Genomic DNA, 20,636 nt, shown 5'->3' with positions numbered 1-20,636 from the left:
TTGGCGCGAACAAGCTGCCGGTGCTGACCCGCATCGTGGCCCGCGAAGACTGGTAAGTCATTCTTCGCAGACAGGCTTTGAGCCCCTCCGGCGGTAACGTCGGGGGGGCTTTTCATATGCCGGCCGGAAAATGCGGCCGGTCCCCCGGACGATGGCGGGGGGGGCGCCGGAGGCCGGCGCTCCCCTTGGGCGGTTACACCCCCTGCGCGTCGAGGGCTTCGAGCTCGTCGATGAAGCCGGCGATCATGCTCAGCCCCTTGTCCCAGAACGCCGGGTCCGAGGCGTCGAGGCCGAACGGCGCCAGCAATTCCTTGTGGTGCTTCGATCCGCCCGCTTCCAGCATGGCGAAATACTTCGCCTGGAAGTCCGGCAGCCCGTCCGCGTAGGCGGCGTAAAGCGCGTTCACCAGCCCGTCGCCGAAGGCATAGGCATAGACGTAGAACGGCGAATGCACGAAATGCGGGATATAGGCCCAATAGGTCTCGTATCCGGGCATGAACTCGAAGGCGTCGCCAAGCGATTCGCTTTGCACCGACATCCACAGCGCGTTGATGTCGTCGGGCGTCAGTTCGCCCTCGGCACGCGCCGCGTGCAGCTTGCATTCGAAATCGTAGAACGCGATCTGGCGCACCACGGTGTTGATCATGTCCTCGACCTTTCCGGCGAGGAGGGTCTTGCGCTCGGCCGGGGTCTTCGCCTGATCGAGCAGCGCGCGGAACGTCAGCATCTCGCCGAAGACCGAGGCGGTCTCGGCCAGCGTCAGCGGCGTGTCGGCGAGCAGCTCTCCCTGCTTCGCGGCGAGCGTCTGATGCACCCCGTGGCCGAGCTCATGCGCCATGGTCATCACGTCGCGCGGCTTGCCGAGGTAGTTGAGCATCACATAGGGGTGGACAGTCGTCACCGTCGGATGCGCGAAGGCGCCCGAGGATTTGCCCGGCTTCACCGCCGCGTCGATCCAGCCCTTTTCGAAGAACGGCAGGGCGATTTCCGCCATGTGCGGCGAGAATTTCGCATAGGCGCCCAGAACCGTGGCGCGGGCCTCGTCCCAGGAAATCGTGCGCGGCGCCTCGGTCGGCAGCGGCGCGTTGCGGTCCCAGACCTGCAGCTTGTCGAGGCCGAGCCACTTCGCCTTCAGCCGGTAATAGCGGTGGCTGAGCCGCGGATAGGCGGCGACCACGGCATTGCGCAGCGCCTCGACCACCTCGGGTTCGACATCGTTCGACAGGTGGCGCGAGAACTGCGGCGAGGGCATCTTGCGCCAGCGGTCCTCGATCTCCTTCTCCTTGGCGAGGGTATTGTGGATCCGCGCGAAGGTCTTGATGTTGAGGTTCAGAACGCGGGCCATCTCGCGCGCGGCGGCCTCGCGCTTGGCGCGGTCATGATCCTGCATCAGGGTGGTGGTGGCTTCGAGGTTCAGCTTCTCGCCCTGAACGTCGAATTCGAGGCCGGCCTCGGTCTCGTCGAACAGCCTGTTCCAGGCTGCGGCGCCGACGACGGAACTGTCGTGGAGGAACTTCTCCAGCTCGTCCGACAGCTGATAGGGCTTCGTCGCGCGCATCCGGTCGAACACCGGCTTGTAGCGGGCGAGGTCCCCGGCCGAGAACAGCGCGGCGTAAACCGCGTCATCGATGCGGTTGAATTCGAGCGAGAAGAACACCAGGGGCGCGGTATAGGTGGTGATGCGGTCCTGCGCATCGGAGAGCGCCTTGGCGCGCGCGCCGTCGGTGGTCAGCTGGTAATAGCGCAGCCCCACGTAAGACATCACCCGGCCCGAGACGGTGGCGATCTTCTCATAACGATGGATGCACTCCGTCATCGCCGCGGCGTCGAGCGTGGCGAGCCTGCCCTGATAGTCATTGGCGAAAGCGGCGCATTCGGCCTCCAGCCAGTCCATATCGGCGGCGAGTTCCGGCGCGTCGGGGGCGGGGTAAAGATCGCTCAGATCCCATTCGGGCAGGTCGCCGAAGGCGTTCGCTCCGCCCCCGGCAGTGGCGTTCGCATCGGAAAGGGGCAGCGGAAGGCTTTTGAACATGGCGTCCTCATGAATTGCTCGGTCTTCAGATAGGCGCAGCCGGGCGCGACCTTCAAGGGCGGCGGGCGAAGCCCTGGCCACCCGGAAAGACCCTGGAAATGCGGATTTGACGCATTCTTAAGCACCTCGCTAGCTATCCTGTGGCTTTCAATCGGGGTATATGCGTAAAATATAATCTAAAGGCGCAAATTTGTGCGAAATTTCCCGGAAAATCCGATAACTGACGGCCTCGGCTTTTACTCCCCGAAACCGCTGCTTAATCTGCAAGCAAGGCCGGAGGAATCACCGCCATGACCGATTATTTCAACGAGATGTACGAGACCGGAAAGGTTCGCGCGCCCTACGCACGGCTCGAGAACTGGACCAAGTGTATGCCTGCGGAACTTCGCCAGATGAAGCAGGCCGAGGCCGAGGCGCTGTTTCGACGCATCGGCATCACCTTCGCGGTCTATGGCGAAGGCGGAGACCCGGACCGTCTGATCCCGTTCGACATGTTTCCGCGCGTCTTCGCCCAGGCGGAATGGCGCAAGCTGGAAAAGGGCATAAAGCAGCGGGCCCGCGCGCTGAACGCCTTTCTGCTCGACGTCTATGGCCGGGCCGAGATCGTCAAGGCCGGCAAGGTTCCCGCCGCTCTGGTCTATCAGAACGAGGCCTATGAGCGCGCCGTCGCGGGCTTCACCCCGCCGCGCGGCATCTATTCCCACATCGTCGGCATCGACATCGTGCGCACCGGGCCGGATGAATTCTTCGTGCTCGAAGACAACTGCCGCACCCCCTCGGGCGTCAGCTACATGCTGGAGAACCGCGAGATCATGATGCGGATGTTCCCGCAGCTGTTCCGCGAGAACCGGATCGAGCCGGTCGATGGCTATGCCGATGCGCTGCGCCGCACGCTCGCCTCGGTCGCGCCGGCGAAATGCGACCGCGAGCCGACGCTGGCGATTCTGACGCCGGGTCATTTCAACTCGGCTTACTACGAGCACAGCTTCCTCGCCGATCTGATGGGCGTCGAGCTGGTCGAGGGCCAGGATCTGTTCGTCGAGGGCGGCTTCGTGTGGATGCGCACGACCGAGGGCCCGAAGAAGCTCGACGTGATCTATCGCCGGCTCGACGATGCCTTCCTCGATCCGCTGTGCTTCCGGCCCGATTCGATGCTCGGTGTGCCGGGGCTGATGGATGTCTATCGCTCGGGTGGGGTGACGATCTGTTCGGCGCCGGGCGCGGGTGTCGCCGACGACAAGGCGATCTATACCTATGTGCCCGAGATGGTGCGCTTCTACCTCGGCGAAGAGCCGATCTTGCAGAACGTGCAGACCTGGCAATGCGCCAAGCCCGACGATCTGAAATACGTTCTCGAACATCTCGCCGAGATCGTGGTGAAAGAGGTCCACGGTTCGGGCGGTTATGGGATGCTGGTCGGTCCGAAATCGACGAAGGAGCAGATCGAGACCTTCCGCGCCAAGATCGAGGCGAACCCCGACAATTACATCGCTCAGCCGACGCTGGCCCTGTCGACGACGCCCACTTTCGTCGAGGAAGGCATCGCGCCGCGTCACGTCGATCTGCGGCCCTATTGCCTCGTTGGCGAGAAGATCGAGCTGGTGCCGGGCGGTCTGACCCGCGTGGCGCTGAAAGATGGCTCTCTGGTGGTGAACTCGTCGCAGGGTGGCGGGGTCAAGGATACCTGGGTTCTGGCGGAGTAACACGACATGCTGAGCCGGACGGCGGAAAACCTTTTCTGGATCGCGCGTTACATCGAACGTGCCGAAACCATGTCGCGCCTGCTGGAAGTCGGCGCGCGGATCGCGCTGATCCCCTCTTCGGGGCACGGCTATCGCAGCGAATGGGAGAGCCTGCTTCAGGCCTCGGGCACGGCCGAGGGCTTCGCCGAGAAATACGGCGACCCGATCCAGCGCAACATCGAAAGCTACCTGTTCTTCGACCGCGACAACCCGTCCTCGGTGATTTCCTGCATCGAACGGGCGCGCGAGAACGGCCGGATCGTGCGCACGGCGCTGACCGCGCAGGTGTGGGACGCGCTCAACATGGCGTTCCAGGAAATCCGCCAGCTCGAACGCAAACCGCGCTCGGAAATCGAGCTGACCGAGCTGACCGAATGGACGATGCGTCAGTCCGCGCTGGTGCGCGGCGCGATCGAGGCGACGTTGCTGCGCAATGACGGGTATGATTTCCTGAACCTCGGTTTCGCGCTGGAACGGGCCGACAACACCGCGCGGCTGATCGACGTGAAATATTACGTGCTGCTGCCGGCGGTGGATTTCGTCGGCACCGGGCTCGACAATTACCAGTGGCAGGTTCTGCTGCGCGCGCTGTCTGCGCATCGGGCGTTCCACTGGGCCTATGGCGGCGAGATCACCGCCGCCAAGATCGCCGATTTCCTGATCCTGAACCGGCAGTCGCCGAGGGCGCTGATCGCGGCGATCACCGCCGCCTCGGACAGCCTCGAGGCGCTTGCCGAGGCCTATGGCAAGTCGGGCCCGGAGCAGATGCGGGCCCGCGCGCTCGTCGCCGAACTGGCCGAGCTGCGCGCCGAGGAGATCTTCGAGGAAGGTCTGCACGAGTTCCTCACCCGCTTCATCCGCGATGTCGGCGAGCTGAGCGACATGGTTTACAACGCATATCTGAGCGGAGAGGCGCGATGATCCTGAGCGTCAATCACGTCACCACCTATCGTTACGACGCGCCGATGCGCTTCGCGGTGCAGTCGCTGCGGCTGTTCCCCTCGCGGTTCGACGGTCAGCGGGCGGTCCGCTGGGATGTCTCGGTCGAAGGCGGGCTGCGCGGCGGCAGTTTCCGCGACGGCGCCGGCGACAAGGTGGAGGGCTGGTCGCTGCGTGGCCCGGTCGAGGAGGTCCGCGTTCTGGTCTCGGGCGAGATCGAGACCACCGACACCGCGGGCGTGCTGCGCGGCCACCGCGAGGTGGTGAACCCGCTAGCTTATCTGCGCGAGACCGACGCCACATGGATTGACGATGCGCTGCGCGATCTGGCCGAGACGGCGAGCGCCGGGACGACAGATAACCTCGACCGGGCGCACCGGCTCAGCCATGCAGTGAGCGAGGCCATCGCCTATGTGCCGGGCGTCACCCATGCCCGCACCACCGCCGCCGAGGCGCTGGAACAGGGCGAGGGCGTGTGTCAGGACCATACCCATGCGCTGATCGCCTGTGCCCGCGCGGTGGGGATGCCGGCACGCTATGTCTCGGGCTATCTGCACGCCACGACCGATGGCACGCCGCATGAGGCGGCCCACGCCTGGGCCGAGATCTGGGTGGGCAACATCGGCTGGATCGGCTTCGACGCGGCGAACGTATGCTGCGCCGACAGCAATTACATCCGGCTCGGCTCCGGGCTCGACGCGCATGAGGCGGCACCGATTCGCGGCATCGCCCAGGGCGAGGGGCGCGAGGAGATGGAAGTCTCGGTTGCCCTCGGTCAGGTCCAGCAATAGTTAGAACGGGATCGTTCCGCTTTTCCGGGGTAAAGAATGACCTATTGTGTCGGTCTGCTGCTGAATGCGGGCATGGTGATGCTGAGCGACACGCGCACCAATGCCGGCCTCGACAATATCGCGACCTATCGCAAGATGTTCGTGTTCGAGGAACCGGGCGAACGGGTCATCACCATCCTGACGGCCGGGTCGCTGTCGGTGACGCAGACGACGATGGCGCGTCTGCGCGAGGCGATCGACGACAAGGATGCCTCGGGCGAGACCTCGATCATGATGGCGCCGACGATGCTGAAGGCGGCCGAGATCATCGGCAGCACGCTCGCCTCGGTCAAACAGGACATCGATGCGAAGATGGAGGCCTCGAAGGTCTCTACCTCGGCCTCGATGATCGTCGGCTGTCAGCGGCGCGGCGGCGCGATGCGGATGTTCCTGATCTACCCGGAAGGCAATTTCATCGAGGCGACCGAGGACACCCCCTTCCTTCAGATCGGCGAGCACAAATACGGCAAGCCGATCCTCGACCGGGTGGTGACGATGGCGACGAGCCTCGAAGACGGGCAGAAGGCGGCGCTTCTGTCGATGGATTCGACGCTGCGCTCGAACCTGTCGGTGGGGATGCCGCTCGACATGGCGGTGATCGAGGAAGGCGCGTGCCGCGTCACCATGCGCAAGCGGATCGAGAAGAAGGATCCCGACTTCGCCCGCATGTCCGAGGCCTGGTCGAACGCGCTGAAGGACGGCTTCACCCATATCACCATCGGTGGCATGGGAACGATCACGCCGGTTTGACTCGCCGGTCCGATCCGGAAAGCAAACGGGCGGCCCGTCGTCGTTTCAGCGTGTCGTTTCCGGCGCCGTCTCAGGCCATCGCCTTGCCGAGCTTCATCGCCAGCGTCATCGGCCCCTCGACCTTCAGCTTGCCGGTCATGAAGGCGGTCATCGGATTGACCCGGCCTTCCAACATGCCGCGGAAGGTGGCGGTATCGGCACTCAGCGTCACCGCGGCGGGTTCGTCGCCGGCGCGCACGCCCTGCGCATCGACCATGATCGCGCCCTCGCCGGCGATGACGAATTTCGCCGTGGTCTCGAAGCCCTCGGGCAGACGCACCGCCAGCCGCTCGACCGCTTTGTCGATCACATCGCTCATATCCGTTCCTCGCGCCTTGCTGTTCGGGGCCTGTCGGCGCGGCAGGCCTTGCCCGGCGCCGTGCTTGCGATACATTTCGCCCATGATGCGCCGTTGTTCCAGCCTGTTTTCGCGCCTGCGCCCCGTCGCGGTGGTGCTCGCCGTCCTGATCGGGGCCGCAGTCTGGGCAAGCCAGCCTGCGGCGGCGCAGGATGAGGACCTCGATCAGGCGTTCCGCAACCTCGCCGATCCCGACTTCGCCGGCTGGGAGCGCGCCGAATCGGATATCCGCCGGGTGTGGTCGCGCTCGGGTTCGGCCTCGATGGATCTGCTGTTGCAGCGTGGGCAGGATGCGCTCGATTCGGGCGATACCGATGCCGCCATCGAGCATCTGACCGCGCTGACCGATCATGCGCCGGATTTCGCCACCGGCTGGGCCGAGCTCGCCACCGCCTATATCGCCGAGGGGCGTTTCGGGCCGGCGGTCAGCGACATCGGCCGGGCGCTGGCGCTGGAGCCGCGGCACTGGGACGCGCTCGCCTCGCTCGGGTCCATCCTCGAGGAGATCGGCGACCAGCCGCGTGCGCTCGCCGCGTTCCGGGCGTCTTTCGCCTTGAACCCGCATCAGCAGGATGTGAAAGACTCGATTGCGCGGCTGGAGCGGGCCGGCGCCGGCAAGGCGCTCTAGGCCGGAACGACACCGGCGCGCAGGAGGACGCAACATGGCGGGACGGATCACCGCGGTCCTCGGGCCGACGAACACGGGCAAGACCCATTACGCGATCGAACGGATGCTGGCGCATCGCACCGGCGTCATCGGGCTGCCGCTGCGGCTGCTGGCGCGCGAGGTCTATGACAAGATCGTCGCGGCGCGCGGCCCCTCGGTCGTGGCGCTGGTCACCGGCGAGGAGCGCATCGTCCCCGAACGCGCCGCCTATTGGGTCGCCACCACCGAGGCCATGCCCGATGTCGGCGCCGATTTCGTCGCCCTCGACGAGATCCAGCTTTGCGCCGATCCCGAGCGCGGGCATGTCTTCACCGAACGCCTGCTGAACGCCCGCGGCCTGCACGAGACGCTGTTCCTCGGCTCCGAGACGATGCGCCCCGCGATCGCCGCGCTGGTGCCGGGCGTCACCTTCATGCGCCGCGAACGGCTGTCGAAGCTGAGCTGGGCAGGTTCGAAAAAGACCAGCCGGATGCCTGCGCGTTCGGCCATCGTCGGGTTCTCGGTTGAAAATGTCTATGCCATCGCGGAACTGCTGCGTCGTCAGAAGGGTGGGGCGGCGGTGGTGATGGGCGCGCTGTCGCCGCGCACCCGCAACGCGCAGGTCGCGATGTATCAGAACGGCGATGTCGATTACCTCGTCGCCACCGATGCCATCGGCATGGGGCTGAACCTCGATATCGGGCATGTGGCGTTTTCCTCGACCGCGAAGTTCGACGGCCGGCGGATGCGCCATCTGTTCCCGCATGAGATCGGCCAGATCGCCGGGCGCGCCGGGCGCTACACCACCGACGGCACCTTCGGGGTGACGGGCGATGCCTCGCCCCTGCCGCCCGAGGTGATCGAGGCCGTCGAAGAACATCGCTTCGCCCCGATCCAGCGGCTGCAATGGCGCAACGCGCGGCTCGAGTTCGGCACGGTCGAGCGGCTGATCCGCGCGCTCGAGGAACAACCATCGAGCGAATGGCTGACCCGCGGGCGCGAGGCGGACGATCTGCGCGCGCTCAAGGCATTGGCCGCGATCCCCGAGATCATCGACAGCGTGCGCCATCCGAACGACGTGCGCCTGCTGTGGGACGTGTGCCGGATCCCGGATTTCCGCTCGATCTCGGAGGGCGAACACGCCACGCTTCTGGCGCGGATCTTCGGCTTTTTGCGCAGCGGCAAGGGCGTGCCCTCGGACTGGCTCGCCGGTCAGATCGGGCGCATCGACAAGACCCAGGGCGACATTGACGTCCTGTCGCGCCGATTGGCGTTTATCCGCACATGGACCTATGTTGCACAACGCAAGGGCTGGGTGGATGATGAAACCCATTGGCGCGGCGAGACGCGCGCTGTAGAAGACCGCCTGTCGGACGCCCTCCACGGCGCCCTGACCCAACGATTTGTGGACCGGCGCACCTCTGTGCTGCTGCGCCGGCTCAAGCAGAAGGAGACCCTCGTGGCCGAGGTGAACGACAAGGGCGAAGTGACGGTCGAAGGCGAGTTCGTCGGCCGGCTGGAAGGTTTCCGCTTCCGCCAGGATGGCGCTGCGTCGCCGGACGAGGCAAAGACGCTGGCGCGTGCCGCTTACGAGGCGCTGAAGCCCGAGTTCAGCCTGAGGGCTGACCGCTTCTACAACGCGCCCGACACCGAGATGGACTTCACCGAACAGGGCGGTCTGATGTGGGGCGAGATCGCCGTCGGCAAGCTGGTGAAGGGCGCCGATGCGACCCGTCCCGCTGTCGAGGCTTTCGTCGACGAGGAAGCCGGCGAGGACGTGGCCGAGAAGGTCAAGCGTCGTCTCCAGCATTTCATCGACCGCAAGGTCGCCGCGCTGTTCGAGCCGCTTCTGGCGATGGGCCGCGATGAGACGCTGACCGGGCTCGCCCGCGGCTTCGCCTTCCGCCTCGTCGAGGGGATGGGCATCATTCCGCGCGAGGCCGTGGCCAATGAGGTCAAGGAACTCGATCAGGAATCGCGGGGCCTGCTGCGCAAGCATGGCGTGCGCTTCGGTCAGTATACGATCTTCATGCCGCTGCTGCTGAAGCCCGCGCCGACGCGTCTGCGTCTGGTGCTGTCCTCGCTGTGGGACGGTCTGGCCGAGTTCCCGGAAAGCCCGCCTCCGGGTCTGGTGACGATCCCGCATATCGCCGAGGTTCCGGCCTCGGCCTACACGCTGTCGGGCTATCGTCCGGCCGGTGCCCGCGCGATCCGCATCGACATGCTGGAGCGTCTGGCCGATCTGCTGCGCGCCCAGGATTCGAAGGCCGGTTTCGAGGCCTCGCCGGACATGCTGTCGATCACCGGCATGACGCTGGAGCAGTTCGCCGACCTGATGCAGGGGCTGGGCTACAAGGCCGAGCCGGGCGAACGTCCGAAGGTGCATCATGCGGCGGCGAAGCCCGTGACGGCGCCCGAGGCCGATGCGGCCGAGGCAGCCTCCGCCAACCCGATCCCGGAAGAAAGCTCGCCCGTGGCCGAGGCAGAGGCCGAAGCGGCCGCCGCCGAGCCGGAGATCGAGACCTTCTACACCTTCACCTGGGCGCCCCGCCCGCGCAACCCGCGCCCCGAGCGCGGCCCGCGCCGCGACGGCAATCAGGGCAACCGTGAGGGCGGGCGCGAGGGCGGCGAGGGCAAGCGTCGCGACGGCAAGTCCGAAGGGCGTGGCGACCGCGGTGGTGACAAGGGCGGCCGCAAGTTCGACGGCAAGAAGGGCAAGCCGCGTCGCGACGACGAGCGCGACGGTGGCCGCAGCTTCGAAGCCCGTCCGCCGAAGAAGGACCGTCCGATCGACCCGGACAGCCCCTTCGCCGTTCTGGCGGCGCTGCGCGACAAGAAGTAAGCCGCCCCGATGGCCGATGACGCAGCCGACAAAGCTGAGCGCATCCGCCTCGACAAATGGATCTGGCACGCGCGACTGGTGAAGTCGCGCGGGCTGGCCGCGGATCTGGTCGGAGCCGGCCATGTCCGGGTGAACGGCGCCAAGGCACTGCGTCCGGGCCGTTCGGTCGGGCCGGGCGATGTGCTGACGGTGGTGCTCGGTTCGCGCGTGCGGCTGCTGCGAATCCTCGACTGTGGCGAGCGGCGCGGTCCCGCGACCGAGGCGGCGACACTGTTTCTCGACCTCGATGCCGCTCCGGCGGGTGACGCCCGTCCTTCCGAAGCGTGATTTCCGCGAACGGCGGTCCGGTTCCGGGCTGTCGGCGATTGGCTCCGGTCTTTCCTCGGAATGCGGCCCTTGATTGCGCCGCGGACCGGGGCTAGGTAACGCCCGTCGTTCAGAAAACCGGGGCTTTCCATGACCTATGTCGTCACCGACAACTGCATCGCCTGCAAATACACCGATTGCGTCGAAGTCTGCCCGGTGGATTGTTTCTACGAGGGCGAGAACACCCTGGTGATCCATCCCGACGAATGTATCGACTGCGGCGTGTGCGAACCCGAATGCCCCGCCGATGCGATCCGTCCCGATACCGAACCGGGCATGGAAACCTGGGTCGAGTTCAACCGCAAATACGCCGAGATCTGGCCGACGATCACGCAGAAGAAGGATCCTCTGCCCGATCACGAGGCGCATGACGGCGAGACCGGCAAGCTCGAGAAATATTTCGTGCCGAATCCCGGCGCCGGTGACTGATTCCCGGACGGTCTTGATTTCGCAGTTGCCCGGCTAAACCCCGCCGGGTGGTCCGGAATCCGCATTTTCGCGACAGAATCCGCAGGGAACCGCCCTGTTCCGCGCAGGCGTCGCTTTGAAAATGCCCGGATTCGTGCTATATATCTTTTACAATTTCTTCGAGCCCACCCCCGGCGACGCTGCTCGCCCACCGGGGCAGTTCCAGTGACAGGACCACCCGGCGTGACGCCTTCGGGCGCCGCGATGGGTTTTCTGCGCTGAAATGGCGGGTGATCTGCTGCAAGGAAGCGACTGAATGACCAAGACCAGGAAGACCGAGTTCCGTCCGGACGATTTCGTTGTGTATCCCGCGCATGGCGTCGGCAAGATCGTCTCGATCGAGGAGCAGGAGATTGCCGGGCTGCGCCTCGAGCTGTTCGTGATCTCGTTCGAGAAGGACAAGATGACGCTGCGCGTTCCGACCAACAAGGCCGTCGACATCGGGATGCGCGGGCTGTCGACGCCCGACGTCGTGGTGAAGGCGCTGGAGACGCTGAAGGGCAAGGCCCGGGTGAAGCGCGCGATGTGGTCGCGCCGCGCCCAGGAATACGAGCAGAAGATCAATTCGGGCGATCTGCTGTCGATCGCCGAGGTGGTGCGCGACCTGCACCGCGCCGACGACCAGCGCGAGCAGTCCTATTCCGAGCGTCAGCTCTATGAAGCCGCGCTGGAGCGTCTGACCCGCGAAGTCGCGGCTGTCTCGGGCACTGACGAGGCCGGCGCCGCAAAGAAGGTCGATGACGTTCTGGTCGGCCGCGCTGCCTGATCCGGGACACGGGCTTTGCCCGCTCCCCCATTTCCGACATGAAAAACGGGCCCTTTCGGGGGCCCGTTTTTCATGCACGGCGCGGGGAGCAGGGGCCTTTCGGCCCCGCCCGCTATTCCTTGCCCTTGATCGCGGCTTCGGCGGTTTCGGCCTCGGTCTCGGTCGCGTCCGGCTGATGCGAAAACCGCTCCATGATCGCGGCTTCCAGTTCGGCGTTCATCTCTCGGGCGCGGTGAATGTAATCGGCGTTTTCCGACAGCGGCACGCCGGGTTTCCAGTATGGAGCCAGCTCTCGCAGCGCGGCGCGGTCCATCTTGAAATACAGCTTCTCCAGCTCGGCCGCCTCGAATTCGCTCAGCCCGACGTTTTCCAGCACGTAACGCCCGGCGCGCAGGCTCGAATCGAACATTTCGCGCACGATGTCATTGGCGCCGGCGCGATACAGCTCGAACACATGCTCGCGGTCGCGGGCACGGGCGACGATGTGGATGTCGGGACGGATCTGCCGGGCATAGGCGACCAGCCGCGTCGCCGAATTGCGGTCGTCGAGGCTGACCACCAGAACCTTGGCCTTGGCGATACCGGCTGCCGCCAGAAGATCCGGCCGCGTCGGATCGCCATAATAGCCCTTGAAGCCGAAAGTGCGCATCAGCTGGATGGTTTTCAGGTCGGTATCCAGAACCGTTGTGCGAAAGCCTGACATGGTGACCATGCGGTTGACCACCTGCCCGAACCGGCCGATTCCGGCGACGATGATCGGCTGCGGATCGTCTATCTCGTCGGCCGAGCGTGCGGCCGGCCGCATCCGCTTCGACAGCTTTTCCTGCACGATGAACAGGGCCGGCGTGATCAGCATCGACAGCGCGATGACGACCAGCACTTTTTCGGCGATCTGCGGCGGCAGGATGCGCTGGCCGACGGCGAAGGACACCAGAACGAAGCCGAATTCACCGGCCTGCGCGAGGCTGAGGGTGAACAGCATCCGGTCAGGCCCGCGCAGCTTGAACACCGTCGCCAGGAGCCACAGGATGCCGGCCTTCAGCGCTACCAGCAAGATCACCAGCCCGGCGATCTGGAACGGACGCTCGGTGATGACGCTGAACTCGATGCCCGCGCCCACGGTGATGAAGAACAGACCGAGCAGCAGGCCCTTGAACGGCTCGATGTCGGATTCGAGTTCATGGCGGAATTCGCTGTCGGCCAGAACCACCCCGGCAAGGAAGGTGCCAAGAGCGGGCGACAGCCCGACGAGGTTCATCAGCGAGGCAATGCCCACCACGATCATCAGCGCCATCGCGGTGTTGATCTCGCGCAGATGCGCCATGTGGACGAAGCGGAACAGCGGCCGCACCAGATAGTGCCCCGCACCGATGATGAAGGCGACGACGGCCAGCGTCAGCAGCGTCACCCCCCAGCCCGGCAGATGGTCGACGAAGACCAGCGCGGGATGGGTGCCGCCGGCCTCGGCACGGGCGACGGCGCGCGCACCGGGCAGCGCCAGAAGCGGCAGGATCGCCAGCATCGGGATTACCGCGATGTCCTGCGTCAGCAGCACGGCGAAGGCGGAGCGCCCCCCCTCGGTCTGCAACAGCCGCTTCTCGTTCATGGTCTGAAGCACGATCGCCGTCGAGGACAGCGAGAAGATCATCCCGAGCGCCAGCGCCGTCGCGAATTCCAGATGGAATGCCAGCATGATCGCGGTGACCGCGGTGGTCGTAGCGACCACCTGCAACCCGCCGAGCCCGATCAGCTTGTCGCGCATCGCCCAAAGTGCGCGCGGCTCCAGCTCCAGCCCGATCAGGAACAGCATCATCACCACGCCGAATTCGGCGAAATGCTGCAGCCCGGTGACGTCCGAACCCGCCAGCCCCAGCACCGGCCCGATCAGGATGCCGGCGCACAGATAGCCCAGAACCGATCCCATCCCCGCCCGCGTCGCCAGCGGCACGGCGATGACCATGGCAAGAAGATAGATGGTGGCCTGGAACAGGAATGCGGTCATTGGGGCGCTCGGGTCGCGGGTCTCCGCGTCGGGCGCGGGGAGCGGTGTCAGGAGAATGCGACTAACCTAGAAGATTCGCCTGTCCCGGCAAGGGGCAAGACCTTCGATGCCGCGGCTGTGATGGCGATTGCCGGCTCAGCCGCCGAGCATGTCGAGGGCGTAAAGGCTCGATCCCTTCTGATAGATCAGCTGGCCGTTGCCGATGGAGGTAACACGTCCACCGTCAAGCACGTCGCCGATGCCGACCTTGACCATCTTGCCGTTCGGCATCCGCACTAGGGCCCGCGGGCTCTCCGAGGTGCCATACAGCCCGATCAGGTTCATCTTGCGCAGCTTGATCGCGTTCGCCTCGGTCGCGGTCTTCGAGACGGCGGCCGGGCTCGGGGTGCCGCGCACAGGGCCGACGGGTTCCGGCTCGTCAAGCTGGACCTGCGAGGGGGGGGTGCTGTCGCGGCTCGGGGCGGTCGCGGTCTGGGTCCGGGCGGGGGCCTGCGGGACCGGCGCCTGAACGGTCGCGCGCGGTGCGGGCTGCGTGGCGGGCGGCGGGGTGTCCGAGGCGGCTGCGGCGGCCAGCGCCTGATTGACCGAATCCCGATAGTTGCGCGGCCGGCTTTCGGGCCGGCGCGAGACGGCGACGGCTGCGGCGGCACGTTCGGCTTCGGCGCGCTCGGCCTCGGCTCTGGCGGCTTCGGCCTTTGCCGCTGCGGCTCTGGCTGCTTCGGCTTTGGCTGCTGCTGCGGCGGCCTCCTCTCGGGCGACCTGCGCGGCGACGACGGAAATGCTGACGCCGTTGGTGGGCGGGGGCACGACGATCGGGGGTTCGGGACGGCTTTGCGGACGTGCCGTCGCCACCTCGGCCGCGGCGGGCGGCGGTGGCACGGCCAGCGCGCCGGGCCGGGCGAGCGGGCGCGGAACGGGATCGGGCGCGGGTTCCGGTGCGGGGGCTGCTGCCGGGGCCGGAGCGCTGGTTGCGGGCGGTTCCGGCGTGGCCGCGGCGGCAAGCTTCAGCACCGATTCCGGGCGCGGCTGCGGCACATGGGCGGGACGGGTGGCCGGCGCGACACGAGGGGCTCCGGTATCCTGAGCCTGAGCCGGAGCCGCGGCAGGGGGCTCGACCGCAGAAGGCGGGGCCGGCTCGGTCCCGGCCGGCGCGGGCTGTGCGGCCGGTGCCAGCGCAGCAAGATCCACCGGCGGCAGCGTGCCCAGAGGCAGGGCCGTCGGCCCGGTCAGCGGGGCGGCGGATTCGGGCGGGGCGGCTTCGGGAAGGGGCGTATCGACCGCCGCGACGGCGGTCTCGGGGGGCTGCGGGGCCTCGGAGGCGGCGGGCTCCGCGGTCGTCAGTTCCTCGGCGGAGCCGGCGCTCGCGCTCTCGGGAAGGTCCGCGGCCAGCTCTGCCGCAGTCTGATCTGCCGCAGTCTGGTCTTCGGCGGTCTGGTCTTCGGCGGTCTGATCTTCGGCGGTCGGGGTCCCGGCGGTCTGCTCGCCGGAGGCCGGTTCTGTGGGGGGGGCGTTTTGCTCGGCGGTCTGCCCGGGCGCCGTTTCAGGGCCCGGTTCGGCAAGGCCCTGCTGCACCGGCGGCGGCTGCGTCTCCGGCGGGGAGCTGTCCTCGCTCAGAAAACTCGCCCAGAGGGCAACCATTGCCAGGAACAGCACCAGTGCCCCGATCAGCAGCAGCCCGAGATAGCGCGGTTTGCCGCCGATGGTGCGCGCGGCGCGGCGCTGACCGAAGGGTGTCAGATCCTGTGCCTCGGCGGCGGGGCGCTCCGCGGCCCCGGTGCGTAACGCCAGCTGCGGCGGCAGACCCTTTGGCGGGACCGGCTCGGGCCGGGTTGCGGCCGGCGCGCGCGGCACGGCCTTCGCCGGGCGGGTCGCATTTTCGGCGATCGGTGCGGCTCTGGCGGCCACGGCCGGGAAGGCCTCGCGCCGCTGCGCCGCACCGAGCTTCGGCCCGGCGATCTGAGGCGCCTTGTGGCTGGCCGAGATCGTCGGGGTCGCCTTGGACGCTGCCCCGGAGGGCGTGGGATTCGTGGCCGGCGTCGTCGCCCGGGCTTTTGCCGCGATGGCCACGACCAGCTCGGCCGCCTCGCGCGCAGACAGATCCGGTGCCGACAGATCCTGTTCGGGCTGGCCGGGGTCCGGGGCGGCAGGAGGTGCCTCCTCGTCCGCGTCGGTTTCCGGTTCGGTCGCGCTATCTTCCTCCGGCGGGGCCTCGGCGGTTTCGGCTGTGTCTTCTGCCGTCGCAGCGGGGGCGGGCACGGGTTCCGGCGCGACATCGACATCGGGGGCGGCGTCCGGTTCTGCAGCCGGCGCGGCAACAGATGCTGCGGCGGGCAGCTCCACCACGGCTTCGGCTTCGGTTTCGGAGGACGGCCCGGGAACCTGCGCCGGTTCCGCATCGCGCAGCACGAAGGGCGCCGGGGCTTCGGCGAGTTCGCCCGCCTCGGGGGCGGGTTGCGCGAAATCGGTCTGCGTCGTGTCGGACGTGTCGGAGAGATCTTCCGTCGGATTGGGGACCGGCGTTTCGACGGTCGTTGCCGGTTCCGCAGCCTCGGAGCGCGTTGCCGCTGCCGGCACGGGGGCGGGCTCGGCCTCTTCGTCCGTCATTTCCGCAGCGGGTTCCGTGGGCTCGGGGGCCTCGGGGGCGGTCGGTTCGGGCTCAGCCGGTTCGGGCTCAGCCGGTTCGGGCTCTGGCGTATCCGCCGGCGGCTCCTCGGGCATTTCCGCAGCGTGGGCGGGTTCCTCTGCCTCGGTGGGATCTTCTGCCCCTTCGGGCAAGGTCGCGGCGGGCAGATCGGGCGGCAGTTCGACGGTGATGCCGCGCACCGCTTCGAAGGCGGCCGCGGGGATCGGATCCTGATCGCGGCTGATGCGTTTGCCTTCGGGCACATGCAGGCCCGCGACAGAGGTCAGGCCAAACCAGGGCTCGCCGCCGAAAGCGCCTTCGGGGGGGACGGCGACGAAGCAGACCGGCGCGAAGCCCCAGTCCTCGGCATAGGTCTCGGCTTCGGCGAGCGTCTCGCGGGCGACGATGGCGACCTGCACCTCGTCGCCGCGGCCGGACCAGTCGAAGATCAGTTCCTCGACCGGGTAGGGGGTGACACCATCGAGCGCGCGTTCGATCTGGCTGCGGCGCACGGCGGGGCTGGGCCCCGGGGCGGCGACGTCGAGATACAGCACCTGCGAGGCCGGGATGACCACCTTGGTCAGTAGTCCCTCGGGTGGGGCGAGGCGGTGGGCGAGACGGCGAAGCGCGCTCAGCCGGCGCGACATTTCCGGATCGTCGAGCGAAACCTCGCCCACGGGCACCCAGACCTCGCCGTCGCGTCGCAACAGGCCGATGCCGTCATGCGAAAGATTGAGCGCGAAACTGGGTTTCATGGCATAGGTCTCGGCGGAATTGGGGCGCGTTGTCGGGCCAGGGAACCGGCCTGCCGCGCTTATGGCTGCTCTGTCTTATTGGTAGCCCGGATTTGCCGCGGTGAAAAGCGGCGCCGTTGCCGCGCGGCGGGGCCGGGCGGCAGGTTTTCGCGCGCCGGGCGCAAGGGCTCGTTGTTCAGCGCAGCCACAGCCCCATGGTCTGGATCGCCTTGCGCAGGCCCTTTTCGGTGCGCGGCAGCGCCGAGCGGTCGAAGGACTGGCGGATCTTGCGGCCCTTGCGCTGGTAGATCAGCCGCTTCGCGGGCTCGTAGGCGCGCAGCACCTTCTTGATCCGGTTGGGGGCGGTGACCTGCTCCAGCGTCTCGACCGCCAGATCGCTTTCGCGCGCGTAAAGCAGCGGCAGGTAGCGGTAATGGCAGCTGACCGTGCCGTCGAGGCCGGCAAGCTCTGGTCCAGGCCGGCCGCCGCCGAAGCTGTGGATCGCCAGCGGCAGCGCGATCTGATCGAGCCAGGGATCGAGCGACTGGCACGCCAGTTCGTCAGGCGTGTTCCAGCGGATCCAGTGGGCGTAATGCAGGAACCGCTCGCCGAAAGCCTGGGCATCACGGCCGAAGAACCAGCCGGCGTTGAAATAGAGGTAGCGTTCCCAATGCTCGTCCGGCTGGCTGAGGTCGAGCGAACTTTCGAAATCCAGCCCGAACTGATCGTAAAGCCGTTTCCATATCGCGCTGTAGCCCGGCCCGTAGAGCGGTGGATCGGGCCAGGTGTTCTCGCGCCGCATCGAGGCCGAGGGCCGGTCGAAGTCGAACCCGACCGAAGACAGCGGTCCGGTGAACAGCGTGTCGGTGTCGAAGAACACGAAGGGCTCTGCGGGCAGCGCCGCCATCGCCTCGATCTTGTTGCCGTTCGGGTAGGAGGCGCCGAAATGACGGTTGGCGAAGGGGACGATCTCGGCCCCCATCCCGGTCAGCAGATCGCGCACCGGATCCGAGATCGCCACGGGTTCGGGCCATTTCTCGCCGCTCGGTTCGCACACGATCAGCCTGCCGGCGAAATCCGGGTTCGCGGCGCGGAACGAGGCCACGAAGATCACCGCCTCGTATTCCAGACGGCCGCTCTGTGCCACGCAAAAGACATTGTAGGGGGAGAGTGAGGCCATGACCATCGGCTACCGGGAACGCTGCGGCATTATCGCCAGTCGGCTCCGGCTTGGAAAGGGCGGTCATGAAAAAAGGCGCCCGAAGGCGCCTTTTCCGTTCCGGTGTCCGTCAGGCTCAGAAGCCGAGGCCGGCATACTTGTTCTTGAACTTCGACACGCGACCGCCGGTGTCCATGAGACGGGCGTTGCCGCCGGTCCAGGCCGGATGCGACGTCGGGTCGATGTCGAGCGACATGGTGTCGCCTTCCTTGCCCCAGGTCGAACGGGTCTGATACTCGGTCCCGTCGGTCATCTTGATGGTGATGAAGTGGTAATCGGGATGGATTTCGGCTTTCATCTGACCGCTCCTTATGCCTTGGCCTTGTAGGTCGTATCTTCGGCGATACGAGCCGATTTGCCGCGACGCGTGCGCAGGTAATACAGCTTCGCACGACGGACACGGCCGCGACGGACGACTTCGATCGAATCGATGTTCGTCGCATAGAGCGGGAAGACGCGCTCGACGCCTTCGCCGAAGGAAATCTTGCGCACGGTGAACGAGGCAGCGAGGGTCGAACCGCCCTTGCGCGAGATGCAGACGCCTTCATACATCTGAACGCGGGTGCGGGTGCCTTCGGTCACCTTGTAACCGACTTTCACGGTATCGCCGGCCTTGAAGTCCGGGATGGTCTTGCCGAGGGCGGCGATCTGTTCCGCCTCGAGTTGAGCGATCAGGTTCATCGCTTGTCCTTTGTGTTGCCTGCGGTGGTTCCGCAATGGTTTGCGCGGTCCGAGAGCTCTTGGTCTTCAACCGGGTCCATGCCGTGCCGTGCACACCATGCCCGCCAGAGATCGGGTCGACGTTCCTTGGTCAGCCTTTCGGCCTCGGCCCGTTTCCACGCTTCTATCTTCGCATGATGTCCGGACTGAAGAATCTCCGGAATCGCGCGACCTTGCCAAAGCGAGGGACGGGTGTATTGCGGGTGCTCAAGCAGGCCGTCGGAGAAAGACTCCTCCTCTGTCGATGCCTGATTCCCTAGGACGTGCGGTATAAGGCGAACGGTCGCGTCAATCAAGACCTGTGCCGCGAGTTCGCCGCCGGTCAGCACGAAATCCCCGATCGAGATTTCCTCGACACCATAGGCCTCGAGAACGCGCTCGTCCACACCCTCGAATCGGCCGCACAGGATGGTCATGCCCCTGGCTTCGGCGAAGCGGCGCGCGTCGGCCTGGGTGAAGGGGCGGCCGCGCGGGCTCATGTAGATCACCGGCCAGGCGGCGCGGTCGTCGGGCGTGCCTTCGGCGGCGCGGTCGAGCGCGGCCGAGACCACATCGGCGCGCAGCACCATGCCGGCGCCGCCGCCCGCGGGGGTGTCGTCGACGTTGCGGTGCTTGCCGATGCCGAAGGGGCGCAGCTCGATGGTCTCAAACGCCCAGATCTTTTCCTGCAACGCCTTGCCGGTCAGGCTCAGGCCGAGAACGCCCGGGAATGCCTCGGGGAACAGGGTGACGATCTTCGCGGTCCAGCCGGCGGCGGGGGCGAGGGCTTCCTCGAACAGGTCATGACTGCGCAAAGGTCGCTTCAGCGAGGTGACGACGTTGCGCACCGAAACGCTGTGGCGCGGAGCTGTCTGCGCGGTGTCGGCGGGGTTCTCGTCGGCAGCGTCTTCGGCGGGGGTGAAATCGCTCGTGGCGAATTTCTGCGCGCCCCGGAAGGCCGCGCGCGGCGCGGGCAGGGCGTCGCCGGTTCCGGGTTCGTCGTCGTTCATGTCGTCCGCGGAGCTCATTCGGTTTCCTCCGGCGGGTCGGCGACGATGCGGCGCGCCTTCAGGTCGACCGTGGGCACCGCCGCGCGGGTGAACGGCAGCATCAGCGTGGTCTTGCGGCCGGGGGCGTAGATTTCCAGAATGTCGCCCGCGCCGAAGTTCTGCACCGCCCGCACCTTGCCGAGCGGCGCGCCGCCCGCGTCGAACACGTCGAGGCCGATCAGGTCGGTGTGGTAGAATTCATCGTCGGGGAGCGAGGGCAGGCGGCTGCGCTCGGCCCACAGGGTGGCGCCTTTCAGCGCGTCGCCCTCTTCCTTGGTGGTGACGCCCGACAGCCGCGCGCCGAGCCCGCCGGTCACCGGCCGGGTCAGCTGCACGGTGAAGCTGCGGCTGCCGTCCACGGTCCAGAGCGGGCCGTAGGTGGCGATGTCCTCGGGGGTGGTGCAGAAACTTTTCAGGCGCACTTCGCCGCGCACGCCGAAGGCACCGGCGATGGCGCCGATGCAGACGCGATCAGGGCTGTGGGGGTCGGTCACGGGCGGGATCCTTCATTGAATGCCGGGCGCTGAATGCC

18 protein-coding genes are annotated in these 20,636 nt (G+C 66.9%); 9 read left to right on the top strand and 9 right to left on the bottom strand.

Translation table 11 applies throughout. The features are described 5' to 3' along the window. Window positions 1-193 precede the first annotated feature (193 nt). Window positions 194-2,032: a M3 family oligoendopeptidase gene (locus tag CG50_RS13495; protein ID WP_036639394.1), complete on the bottom strand. Its 1,839-nt coding sequence runs from the start codon at window positions 2,030-2,032 to the stop codon at window positions 194-196. A gap of 290 nt (window positions 2,033-2,322) precedes the next feature. Here CG50_RS13495 and CG50_RS13490 point away from each other — a divergent pair, with 290 nt between their 5' ends. From CG50_RS13490 to CG50_RS13475, 4 genes are read left to right on the top strand one after another with little or no spacing between them, the layout of a single operon-like run. After that, the gene (locus tag CG50_RS13490) at window positions 2,323-3,735 is read left to right on the top strand and encodes a circularly permuted type 2 ATP-grasp protein (RefSeq protein ID WP_081880445.1); all 1,413 of its coding nucleotides are present in this window, start codon (window positions 2,323-2,325) and stop codon (window positions 3,733-3,735) included. 6 nt (window positions 3,736-3,741) lie between these two features. Next, window positions 3,742-4,695 carry an alpha-E domain-containing protein gene (locus CG50_RS13485; protein WP_036639388.1) on the top strand — a complete coding sequence of 318 codons (954 nt, stop codon included), beginning with the start codon at window positions 3,742-3,744 and terminating at the stop codon, window positions 4,693-4,695. Further along, window positions 4,692-5,504, top strand: coding sequence for a transglutaminase family protein (locus tag CG50_RS13480; protein ID WP_036639385.1), 813 nt, complete (start codon window positions 4,692-4,694; stop codon window positions 5,502-5,504). Before CG50_RS13485 ends, CG50_RS13480 begins: the two co-directional genes overlap by 4 nt. 36 nt (window positions 5,505-5,540) lie before the next feature. Continuing rightward, window positions 5,541-6,293 carry a peptidase gene (locus tag CG50_RS13475; RefSeq protein WP_036639382.1) on the top strand — a complete coding sequence of 251 codons (753 nt, stop codon included), beginning with the start codon at window positions 5,541-5,543 and terminating at the stop codon, window positions 6,291-6,293. 70 nt (window positions 6,294-6,363) lie between these two features. On the opposite strand, the gene CG50_RS13470 is transcribed toward CG50_RS13475, so the two are convergent. Then, window positions 6,364-6,651, bottom strand: a complete 288-nt coding sequence (locus CG50_RS13470) for an SCP2 sterol-binding domain-containing protein (RefSeq protein ID WP_036639379.1) — start codon at window positions 6,649-6,651, stop codon at window positions 6,364-6,366. 82 nt (window positions 6,652-6,733) lie between these two features. Between CG50_RS13470 and CG50_RS13465 the strand changes: the two genes are divergently transcribed. The 5 genes from CG50_RS13465 to CG50_RS13445 all read left to right on the top strand — a co-directional run bounded on the left by CG50_RS13465 (window position 6,734) and on the right by CG50_RS13445 (window position 11,778). After that, complete coding sequence (locus CG50_RS13465) at window positions 6,734-7,318, top strand: tetratricopeptide repeat protein (protein ID WP_245615734.1); 585 nt, start codon at window positions 6,734-6,736, stop codon at window positions 7,316-7,318. Between the two features lie 34 nt (window positions 7,319-7,352). Next, window positions 7,353-10,178, top strand: a complete 2,826-nt coding sequence (locus CG50_RS13460) for a helicase-related protein (RefSeq protein WP_036639376.1) — start codon at window positions 7,353-7,355, stop codon at window positions 10,176-10,178. 9 nt (window positions 10,179-10,187) lie between these two features. Continuing rightward, window positions 10,188-10,505: an RNA-binding S4 domain-containing protein gene (locus tag CG50_RS13455; protein ID WP_036639374.1), complete on the top strand. Its 318-nt coding sequence runs from the start codon at window positions 10,188-10,190 to the stop codon at window positions 10,503-10,505. A gap of 129 nt (window positions 10,506-10,634) precedes the next feature. Continuing rightward, window positions 10,635-10,973 (top strand): ferredoxin FdxA, encoded by a 339-nt coding sequence (gene fdxA, locus CG50_RS13450; RefSeq protein WP_036639371.1) that lies wholly within the window; start codon window positions 10,635-10,637, stop codon window positions 10,971-10,973. A 295-nt stretch (window positions 10,974-11,268) separates the two neighbouring features. Beyond that, the gene (locus CG50_RS13445; RefSeq protein WP_036639369.1) at window positions 11,269-11,778 is read left to right on the top strand and encodes a CarD family transcriptional regulator; all 510 of its coding nucleotides are present in this window, start codon (window positions 11,269-11,271) and stop codon (window positions 11,776-11,778) included. 112 nt (window positions 11,779-11,890) lie between these two features. Here the strand turns inward: CG50_RS13445 and CG50_RS13440 are convergent, their stop codons facing one another. The 7 genes from CG50_RS13440 to rimM form a co-directional block, all read right to left on the bottom strand. After that, window positions 11,891-13,780, bottom strand: coding sequence for a cation:proton antiporter domain-containing protein (locus CG50_RS13440; RefSeq protein WP_036639368.1), 1,890 nt, complete (start codon window positions 13,778-13,780; stop codon window positions 11,891-11,893). A 135-nt stretch (window positions 13,781-13,915) separates the two neighbouring features. Next, entirely contained in the window at window positions 13,916-17,158 is a 3,243-nt protein-coding gene (locus CG50_RS13435; RefSeq protein WP_036639366.1) for a hypothetical protein, read from the bottom strand. A 175-nt stretch (window positions 17,159-17,333) separates the two neighbouring features. Next, window positions 17,334-18,317 carry a hypothetical protein gene (locus CG50_RS13430; protein ID WP_036639416.1) on the bottom strand — a complete coding sequence of 328 codons (984 nt, stop codon included), beginning with the start codon at window positions 18,315-18,317 and terminating at the stop codon, window positions 17,334-17,336. Window positions 18,318-18,432: 115 nt separating this feature from the next. Then, entirely contained in the window at window positions 18,433-18,654 is a 222-nt protein-coding gene (gene rpmE, locus CG50_RS13425; RefSeq protein ID WP_036639365.1) for a 50S ribosomal protein L31, read from the bottom strand. 11 nt (window positions 18,655-18,665) lie between these two features. Then, window positions 18,666-19,037: a 50S ribosomal protein L19 gene (gene rplS, locus CG50_RS13420; protein WP_036639362.1), complete on the bottom strand. Its 372-nt coding sequence runs from the start codon at window positions 19,035-19,037 to the stop codon at window positions 18,666-18,668. Continuing rightward, the gene (trmD, locus tag CG50_RS13415; protein ID WP_245615735.1) at window positions 19,034-19,870 is read right to left on the bottom strand and encodes a tRNA (guanosine(37)-N1)-methyltransferase TrmD; all 837 of its coding nucleotides are present in this window, start codon (window positions 19,868-19,870) and stop codon (window positions 19,034-19,036) included. The genes rplS and trmD overlap by 4 nt, the downstream gene beginning before the upstream one ends. Window positions 19,871-20,079: 209 nt before the next feature. Further along, window positions 20,080-20,598 (bottom strand): ribosome maturation factor RimM, encoded by a 519-nt coding sequence (gene rimM / locus CG50_RS13410; RefSeq protein ID WP_036639360.1) that lies wholly within the window; start codon window positions 20,596-20,598, stop codon window positions 20,080-20,082. Window positions 20,599-20,636 lie beyond the last annotated feature (38 nt).

It is taken from the genome of Paenirhodobacter enshiensis (assembly GCF_000740785.1).
In the GTDB taxonomy this organism is placed as follows: domain Bacteria; phylum Pseudomonadota; class Alphaproteobacteria; order Rhodobacterales; family Rhodobacteraceae; genus Rhodobacter; species Rhodobacter enshiensis.
This window is presented reverse-complemented; position numbering and strand designations above follow the sequence as displayed.

What these genes read in the sequence shown, in the direction of transcription:
- CG50_RS13445 (WP_036639369.1), top strand. Translation starts at nt 11,269, where the DNA reads ATGACCAAGACCAGGAAGACCGAGTTCCGTCCGGACGATTTCGTTGTG.
- CG50_RS13430 (WP_036639416.1), bottom strand. Translation starts at nt 18,317, where the DNA reads ATGGCCTCACTCTCCCCCTACAATGTCTTTTGCGTGGCACAGAGCGGC.
- CG50_RS13475 (WP_036639382.1), top strand. Translation starts at nt 5,541, where the DNA reads ATGACCTATTGTGTCGGTCTGCTGCTGAATGCGGGCATGGTGATGCTG.
- CG50_RS13485 (WP_036639388.1), top strand. Translation starts at nt 3,742, where the DNA reads ATGCTGAGCCGGACGGCGGAAAACCTTTTCTGGATCGCGCGTTACATC.
- CG50_RS13460 (WP_036639376.1), top strand. Translation starts at nt 7,353, where the DNA reads ATGGCGGGACGGATCACCGCGGTCCTCGGGCCGACGAACACGGGCAAG.
- CG50_RS13440 (WP_036639368.1), bottom strand. Translation starts at nt 13,780, where the DNA reads ATGACCGCATTCCTGTTCCAGGCCACCATCTATCTTCTTGCCATGGTC.
- fdxA (WP_036639371.1), top strand. Translation starts at nt 10,635, where the DNA reads ATGACCTATGTCGTCACCGACAACTGCATCGCCTGCAAATACACCGAT.
- CG50_RS13470 (WP_036639379.1), bottom strand. Translation starts at nt 6,651, where the DNA reads ATGAGCGATGTGATCGACAAAGCGGTCGAGCGGCTGGCGGTGCGTCTG.
- CG50_RS13435 (WP_036639366.1), bottom strand. Translation starts at nt 17,158, where the DNA reads ATGAAACCCAGTTTCGCGCTCAATCTTTCGCATGACGGCATCGGCCTG.
- rplS (WP_036639362.1), bottom strand. Translation starts at nt 19,037, where the DNA reads ATGAACCTGATCGCTCAACTCGAGGCGGAACAGATCGCCGCCCTCGGC.
- CG50_RS13480 (WP_036639385.1), top strand. Translation starts at nt 4,692, where the DNA reads ATGATCCTGAGCGTCAATCACGTCACCACCTATCGTTACGACGCGCCG.
- rpmE (WP_036639365.1), bottom strand. Translation starts at nt 18,654, where the DNA reads ATGAAAGCCGAAATCCATCCCGATTACCACTTCATCACCATCAAGATG.
- CG50_RS13490 (WP_081880445.1), top strand. Translation starts at nt 2,323, where the DNA reads ATGACCGATTATTTCAACGAGATGTACGAGACCGGAAAGGTTCGCGCG.
- CG50_RS13455 (WP_036639374.1), top strand. Translation starts at nt 10,188, where the DNA reads ATGGCCGATGACGCAGCCGACAAAGCTGAGCGCATCCGCCTCGACAAA.
- CG50_RS13465 (WP_245615734.1), top strand. Translation starts at nt 6,734, where the DNA reads ATGATGCGCCGTTGTTCCAGCCTGTTTTCGCGCCTGCGCCCCGTCGCG.
- CG50_RS13495 (WP_036639394.1), bottom strand. Translation starts at nt 2,032, where the DNA reads ATGTTCAAAAGCCTTCCGCTGCCCCTTTCCGATGCGAACGCCACTGCC.